The organism is Bacteroides gallinarum DSM 18171 = JCM 13658, assembly GCF_000374365.1.
GTDB lineage: Bacteria > Bacteroidota > Bacteroidia > Bacteroidales > Bacteroidaceae > Bacteroides > Bacteroides gallinarum.
Map to the genome: position 1 here is coordinate 1 of NZ_KB894201.1, position 7,489 is coordinate 7,489.

Below are 7,489 nucleotides of genomic sequence, written 5' to 3' on the forward strand. Positions count from 1 at the left end.
AGGGATATTCAGTAAATGTCTTTAAACAGTAAGATGGCATATGAAGATGACTTGCTAATATCATCTCATATGCCATTTTTATTACCTATTTTTTCTCTCTGACCTAAAATCTTCTCCTTTTGGGCACGATGTTCCGGAAGAAACCTGAGACTTCTTCTAATAGATTCTTTATACTTATACTATGCAGCTTTCTTCTGTCTGTTTTTGATTTTATCAATCATCAATCATCAATATGGCGTTTGCCGTATGTATCCCAAAGAAAATCCACAGGATTTCTGTTTTCCTGTTCCGTGCTTTGACTTTCGATAGCGAATAATGCTGTTTTTGCGTACCGAAACTGCCTTCAAGCCTGGTGGCTCTTTCCCTGGAGAGTTCACTTCTGAGAACCTTCCTCAACGGCTCGTCCTTTGCAGCTCTTCCCTTGCGTACAAAGGAGGTTGATATCCCATATTTTGTACAGAACTTCCTGTTGGCATTATTAGCGTATATGGAATCGGCGGCCACACACCCTGCCCTTACATTCATCAACTTCTGATGCATACGGATACAATCTTTCAGACGTATGCCTTCATTGAATGCCTTGAAAGAGACGTGCTCGATGAACGAGATCCCGTCTATCTGTATGTTATTAACCTTTGCACCGAACTCGACGGATTTTGTCTCCTTGCCCCTTACGATAGGGCGTACGTAATGACGGTCAATACTGACAATACGGTCACTGATCTTCCTGTCTTCAAAGAGCTCCTTTTCCTGTACAAGGACCTTTCTGATGATGGAAAGCCGTTTCTGATAATCCTGTGTATATGTGAGTGAAGAGCTGTATTTTCTGTGAATGTCATCCCGTTGTATGATGAGTTTTTCCAGGAGTCTGATCATGCGACGCTTCAGCATCATCGTCCTCGAAGCCTTCCTCTTTCTTTTCTTGCAATAGGACAGATAGGATACCGCAACATCCGTATATTTGTTACGGGGACGCCTTATGCCGAGTTGCTCACAATGTATGCAGATATGCCGGTAGAGCCATTCGATGCTTTCCCAAAGGAGCTTCATGTCCGTAGGAAAACGCATATGACTTTCATAGCATGTGGCATCGGTCATACATACGTGAAGGTTCTCAAGATAAGGCTTCCAGTGTGAGGCAAGGATTTTCTGAAGGGAGTCAATGTCAAGACGGGATGCTATCTCATTACGGATAGTGCTGATTATCTTGTAGTTCGTTATAGGGTAGGACGGGTCTATCATGATACCACAGAACAACTGATAGTGTATGTTTCCGTTAAGATGTTCTACCAATAACCTGTCAGAGAATCCGGTGTAAGCCTTCAGTACCATAAGGGCTATCTTCGCGGAAGGACTGAAACTGTTCCTGCGACCCAAGCGGGATTGTGAAAGGCCTATCTCTTTGACTATACTCTCGAACGGAAACACGGAATGAAGACTGCCAAGTTCACTCGCATTAAAACTCTTACGATATTTTTCCAGAATATCGAATTCTGTAAACCCTAAAGTAGGGTGAATTTCTGAAATATTTTGTATCTTCGCCATATCAGTGTGGATATTTCCCCCGTTTTGGCCGTCAAACCGTATTTTAGGGGGGAATACCTAAAGATACAAAAAGCCAACTAATTCGCAATACTTTAAGTATGAATTAGTTGGATAATTTTATAGGATTTAATGAATATCCCTAAACAGAAAGAAATTGTGCCAAAATCTACCGCAGATTACATGAATTTACACGGATTATTTTACCAATCCCAGCTTCTCCAATCCGGAATATCAGATTTATAATACCGATAAGCAATTTATATAAATCTGTGTAAATTCATGTAATCTGCGGTGGATTTTGACACAACCTCTTTATCTTATTTCCATTACCAACTCGAAGTCGAACGGAATGGTATTATCAGAGAAATAAAATATTCCACACATTCTATTGCCGCTGATTCTTACGTCATCCATATAAGAAATTCCGGCTCTGCCGTAATCCAACACAAGGTTCCGGTTGAAACCATCTTCCCAATACCATTGGAAACGGTAATGTTCGTAGGGAGCTCCGTCAGACTGGTAATACTGGTATTCCTCGCCGAATCCGTCGCCGCCGAAAGTAAATGTACTGAAAAGAGGCTCGCCGTTACCTGCATTCATGCCGACATCTCCCGTCCATGTACGACCGATGAAAATAGACTCTATATCGTACTGGTCGTCTTCCTCGCACGATGCCAGCCCTAATGCCAGTGTCAGTAAAAACAGTATGTTTAAATATTGTCTCATCGCCTCTTATCCCTAATTCTGGTTGACCATGGATTTGGAGGCGGTCAACATTATGATTTCTCCGTCCAGCTTTCCGGAAAGATAATGCTCGCGCACCCAGACATTCTCGAAGTACTTCACATCACCGGCTCCGTAGTACATGACAAGTCCTTCCTTCGAGTTATCAATCCACTGCCATGTAAAATCGCTCTCGGTAGTATATACCCTACCGGCTTGGTAAACGACCCACGTTTCTTTTCCGGAAAGTACCTCTTTGCCGTTCTGCTTTTCTTTCGTAAATTCCAGTATGTGCCTGTACTCTCCGTCCTCTGTCGTGTACTCCTCCAACCACATGTCGCTACACAGTTTCTCGTCGCTATTCTGTATCGTATAGTAATTATCGTCTCCGCAGGAAGCCAAACCCATAAGCGTCATACAAAACAGTACTATCTTTACAAAATTCATAATCTTCATAATTATCGAGTTTAGTTAATATTTATGGGCAAACATACATAAAAAAATGATATGTTTAATATTTAGACTGAAATTTCTTGTAGAATACGATGAATAAGATAAACCCGGTCAATGCAAAAGGAACGCCTGCCAATGCCGGATAACGGTATCCTCCGCTAAGCGCCAAACCGCCTACATATGCCCCGATAGCATTACCCAAGTTGAACGCCATTTGCACACAAGCTCCTCCCAACATTTCCCCGCCGGGGGCTACGCGGATTATCAGCACTTGCTCGGGACTCGAAACTGCGAATAATCCCGCCGTACAGAGTGCCATTAAAATGGCCGAACACCACGGATTGGGCGACAGGAAGAATATCATCAGCAGCACTGCGCAAATCATGCCCTGCACCACCATACCTACCTTGCCCGGAGTATATTTATCGGAAAGCCTGCCGCTCACCAGGTTACCGACCACCATGCCGAAACCTGCCAAGACCATTAATGCCGTTACGCTTTCCGCACTGAATCCCGAAACATTCGTCAGCAGCGGAGTGATGTAGCTGTACCAGCAGAACACCCCGCCGTTGCCCAGTGCCGTTGCCCCCAATATCAGCCAGGGAGCAGGTGTTTTGAGGAAACGGAACTGCCCTTTGAAGCCCGTATCTTTCAATCCTTCCACCGCAGGAACCCACCGCCAAATATAGTAAAGTACAATCACGCCCCAGCAGCCTACCAGTAAGAAGGTGACACGCCACGAGAGCATATGGCTCAAAGAGGTTCCCAACGGCACGCCGAACAGGTTGGCAACCGTCATACCGGCAATCATAATGGATACCGCCTCGGAACTTTTTCCTTTATCCGCCAGCTTGCCCGCCACAATGGAGGCGACCCCGAAATAGGCTCCATGCGGCAATCCCGAGATGAAACGCGCCGCCAGCAGCGACCAGTAACCGGGGGCGATTGCCGCACCCAGATTTCCCAGCATCATCAAGGCCATTAAAGCCAGCAGAATATGTTTCAACGGACGTTTGCGCGCCAGTATCAACATGGGAGCACCGGCGCATACCCCCAGCGCATAAGCAGAAATGAAATGTCCCGCAACCGGAATGCCGATATTTAAATCTTTGGCTACATAAGGCAAAATGCCCATCATCGTAAATTCGGCAATACCTAATCCTAATGTGCCGAACGCTAACGCAATAAGACTCTTCTTCATATGAAAAACACAACCTGTGAAACAAACTTTTTACCGCTGCAAAAGTAATACATTGTACGCTCTTACATCCTTTATTCTATAAAAAAAGTAACAAAAGATTTATCGGCATACACTTTTGCGTTCCGGGAATACTGGGGATTGCCCCCATATTACTACAATTTGGCAGCAAATAAGGTTGGCGCCGGCCGATTAAAAGGTGAGAAAAAAACAAAAAAGTATGCAACCGTACAATCTGCATTAAGGGACGGCTTATCGGCTAAGCCGTTCTTGCCGTGAAAGCCCGGCACGGTTATTTCCTGGCATAATGGGGCATATCTTCCGGTATCTCCATAGATATTTCCACCAGCCCGCTTACAACGCCGTCCTGCTTCCATGCCGTCTGGTAAATCATTTTCCTGATGCCGTTCTTTTCTATGGTGTAAGAGTTTACACCACCCGTTTTCAGCAACTCCCGTATCTTGTCCTGCGATTTCGGATTATGACAGTCAAAGAGGTTTTTACCTATCAAGTCGCCGTGTTTGGCAAACGTACGGCACGCCTTTTCATTCATATAAAGGATAACCCCTTTTGTATCGCATACGGTTACGGCACAGTTCATTTCATTAGCCCATTCATACATAATCATCGCATTCATCCGTTTTTGGTGGGACACAAAAGTACGGATTACTTTCTAATTATTCAAGCATTATAAATACTCACACTTAAATTATTCGTATTTTTGCATCACCGTTTATAAAATATACAATAATGAAAAAGTTCATGAAAGGAGTCCGGTTTACTCCTAAAAACTATTCCGACGAAGTAGAAGCCAAAATTCAGCATTATAAAAAAGAAGGATACAAACTGCCGTCACGCCATTTGCTGCGTACGGAAGAGCAACTGGCGGGCATACGCGAAAGTGCAAAGATAAACACCGCACTGCTCGATTATATCTCGGCGAATATCCGCGAAGGGATGTCCACCGCCGAAATAGACCACATGGTGTATTGTTTCACGACAGACCACGATGCTATCCCCGCCCCTTTCCTGTACGAAGGATTTCCCAAGAGTGTATGCGTCAGCATCAACGACGTGGTGTGCCACGGCATCCCCAGTACGAAGGAATTCCTGCGTAGCGGGGATATCGTAAACGTGGATGTGTCTACCATATACAAAGGATATTTCTCGGACGCATCGCGCATGTACATGATTGGAGAGGTCAGCCCCGAGATGCAACGTCTGGTACAGGTAACCAAAGAATGCCGCGACCTCGGCATACAGGCTGCCCAGCCTTGGGCGCGACTGGGCGATGTGGGTGCGGCAATCCAGGAACATGCCGAGAAGAACGGTTACAGCGTAGTGCGCGACCTCTGCGGACATGGCGTGGGTATCAAGTTCCATGAAGAACCGGATGTGGAACATTTCGGCAAACGCGGCACCGGCATGCTGATAGTACCGGGTATGACGTTCACTATCGAGCCAATGATTAATATGGGCACTTACGAAGTCTTTATAGACGAAGCCGACGGTTGGACTGTATGCACGGACGACGGACTGCCCTCCGCCCAATGGGAAAGCATGCTTCTTATCACCGAGAACGGAAACGAGATACTGACGCAATAAAAACAAGCCGGAAGGTTACGGGCTGTTTCCCGGTGCGAAACAGTTTGTTCTCCCTGGTGAAACAGACGGTTTTCTCTGTTGAAACTTTCAGTTTCACCCTTTGAAACAACTTGTTTTGCCCATTGAAACTTCATTTTCCACATTACATTATGAATATCATATTATTACTCGTCGGAATTATCGCAGGAGCTATCATCGGCTATCTGACAGCCGGTAGAAAAGCTGCCGCCCTAAAAATGCAAGTAGAAGCTGCCGGAGAGCGTGAAGCGTTGCTGAACCGCACTGCCGAAGAACGTATCACCCGCGAACGTTCCGTAGCGGAAGAGCGCCTGCAAGAAGCCGGCCGTCAGGCATCGGAGCGTCTTAGCACCCAGGAGCGGCTGTTTGCCGAACGTCTTTCCGAACAGGCGCGCGGTTTCAACGAACGCCTTGCCGAGCAGGAGCGCTCCTTTAGCGAACGTATCTCCGAACAGCAAAAGCAATGGGAGCAGCGCCTCGCACAGCAGAAAGAAGAAGCCGAAGCCCTGCACAAACGTATGAACACCGAGTTCGAGAATCTCTCAAACCGTATCTTCCAGAGCAAGACGGAAGATTTCACCAGGCTGAATGCCGAACACCTGGGCAACCTGTTGCGTCCGCTGGACGAAAAGATAAAAGATTTCAAGGAAAAGGTGGAACAGGTGTACAGCACCGAAGCCAAAGAGCGCTTCTCACTGGGAGAACGTATCAAGGAACTGGTAGAGCTGAACAACCGCCTCAGTGAAGACGCCAACAACTTGACCCGTGCCCTGAAAGGCGATTCCAAGATGCAGGGCAACTGGGGCGAGATGATTTTAGAACGGCTGTTGCAAGCATCCGGACTGATTGAGGGTGAACATTACTTCCGCCAGGAATTCCTGAAAGACGAGCGCGGGGAAGCGATTGTCAATGAAGAAAGCGGACAGAAGATGCAGCCCGATATCCTTATCAAATACCCCAACGAACGGGAAATGATTATAGACTCCAAAGTATCCCTCACCGCCTACGCCGCCTACACATCCGCCGGCGACAAGGAGGAGCAGGCACGCTGGCTCAAGGCTCATTTGCAATCTGTCCGCAATCACATCGACGAACTCAGCCGGAAGGACTATTCGCACTACGACATCAAGTCGCCGGATTTCGTAATGATGTTCATCCCCACAGAGGGCGCTTACCTGCTTGCCATACAGAGCGACGCCAACTTGTGGGAGTATGCTTACAGCAAGAAAGTAGTGCTGATGAGCCCTACCAATCTTATCAGCGCCCTACGCCTTTCGCTCGATCTGTGGAAGCGGGAAAACCAAGTGAAGAACGTGCAGGCTATCATCAAACGCGGCACGGCTTTGTATGAGAAGATAGTAGGCTTTACCGATACTTTCCTCACCCTGGGCGACCGCGTGGCGGCGATGCAGAAGGATTACGACAAGGCACTCAACCAACTGTCCGAGGGAAACCGCAGCGTAGTGCGCCAGGCGGAAATGCTGAAAGGCATGAGTCTCACCCCCAAGAAACGTATCTCGGCAAGGTTGCTGCCCAAAGAAGAGATGCAGGAAGAAGAAACAGACGGGCTGCATGACGAAAAATAAATCTTAAGGTACATCCGCATCGTCGCAGCGCAAGAATTCCAAGATTACACGAGCTCGCACGGATTGTCTATCTTGATAATCAGGGATATTCAGGGATATTCAGTAAATGTCCCTAAAAATCAAGATGGCATATGAAGATGATAGAGCATACTCACTTCATATGCCATTTTTATAGTCCTATTCCTGTAATTTCTCACACAATCTTACCCTACAAGACATGACGCTCGGGAAGAAGTCTGAAGACATCTTCTGCCTCTGCCTGTAAAATCATATCATGCCGCTTTCACCGTCCTGTTCCTGATCTTGTCTATCATCAGTACGGCATTTGCCGTATGTATTCCAAAGAAAATCCACAGGATTT

At 46.6% G+C, this 7,489-nt stretch carries 7 protein-coding genes; 2 read left to right on the forward strand and 5 right to left on the reverse strand.

Features of this window, described 5'->3' with window-relative positions:
* Positions 1-213 precede the first annotated feature (213 nt).
* From C233_RS23155 to C233_RS0121785, 5 genes are all read right to left on the reverse strand, one after another.
* Complete coding sequence (locus C233_RS23155; RefSeq protein ID WP_039748061.1) at positions 214-1,545, reverse strand: transposase; 1,332 nt, start codon at positions 1,543-1,545, stop codon at positions 214-216.
* Positions 1,546-1,857: 312 nt separating this feature from the next.
* A complete protein-coding gene (locus C233_RS0121770; protein ID WP_018669577.1) occupies positions 1,858-2,271 on the reverse strand; it encodes a hypothetical protein in 414 nt (137 codons plus the stop codon).
* A 12-nt stretch (positions 2,272-2,283) separates the two neighbouring features.
* A complete protein-coding gene (locus tag C233_RS0121775; protein WP_018669578.1) occupies positions 2,284-2,724 on the reverse strand; it encodes a hypothetical protein in 441 nt (146 codons plus the stop codon).
* Positions 2,725-2,779: 55 nt separating this feature from the next.
* Positions 2,780-3,922: an MFS transporter AraJ gene (gene araJ / locus C233_RS0121780; RefSeq protein WP_025069269.1), complete on the reverse strand. Its 1,143-nt coding sequence runs from the start codon at positions 3,920-3,922 to the stop codon at positions 2,780-2,782.
* Between the two features lie 289 nt (positions 3,923-4,211).
* Positions 4,212-4,541, reverse strand: coding sequence for a PAS domain-containing protein (locus C233_RS0121785; RefSeq protein WP_025069270.1), 330 nt, complete (start codon positions 4,539-4,541; stop codon positions 4,212-4,214).
* Between the two features lie 128 nt (positions 4,542-4,669).
* Between C233_RS0121785 and map the strand changes: the two genes are divergently transcribed.
* Positions 4,670-5,524 carry a type I methionyl aminopeptidase gene (map, locus tag C233_RS0121790; RefSeq protein WP_018669581.1) on the forward strand — a complete coding sequence of 285 codons (855 nt, stop codon included), beginning with the start codon at positions 4,670-4,672 and terminating at the stop codon, positions 5,522-5,524.
* A 149-nt stretch (positions 5,525-5,673) separates the two neighbouring features.
* A complete protein-coding gene (locus tag C233_RS0121795) occupies positions 5,674-7,128 on the forward strand; it encodes a DNA recombination protein RmuC (protein WP_018669582.1) in 1,455 nt (484 codons plus the stop codon).
* Positions 7,129-7,489: the final 361 nt, after the last annotated feature.

Excerpts from the sequence above, each read along its gene's own strand:
- C233_RS23155 (WP_039748061.1), bottom strand. The coding sequence starts at position 1,545 with ATGGCGAAGATACAAAATATTTCAGAAATTCACCCTACTTTAGGGTTT.
- C233_RS0121770 (WP_018669577.1), bottom strand. The coding sequence starts at position 2,271 with ATGAGACAATATTTAAACATACTGTTTTTACTGACACTGGCATTAGGG.
- C233_RS0121775 (WP_018669578.1), bottom strand. The coding sequence starts at position 2,724 with ATGAAGATTATGAATTTTGTAAAGATAGTACTGTTTTGTATGACGCTT.
- araJ (WP_025069269.1), bottom strand. The coding sequence starts at position 3,922 with ATGAAGAAGAGTCTTATTGCGTTAGCGTTCGGCACATTAGGATTAGGT.
- C233_RS0121785 (WP_025069270.1), bottom strand. The coding sequence starts at position 4,541 with ATGTATGAATGGGCTAATGAAATGAACTGTGCCGTAACCGTATGCGAT.
- map (WP_018669581.1), top strand. The coding sequence starts at position 4,670 with ATGAAAAAGTTCATGAAAGGAGTCCGGTTTACTCCTAAAAACTATTCC.
- C233_RS0121795 (WP_018669582.1), top strand. The coding sequence starts at position 5,674 with ATGAATATCATATTATTACTCGTCGGAATTATCGCAGGAGCTATCATC.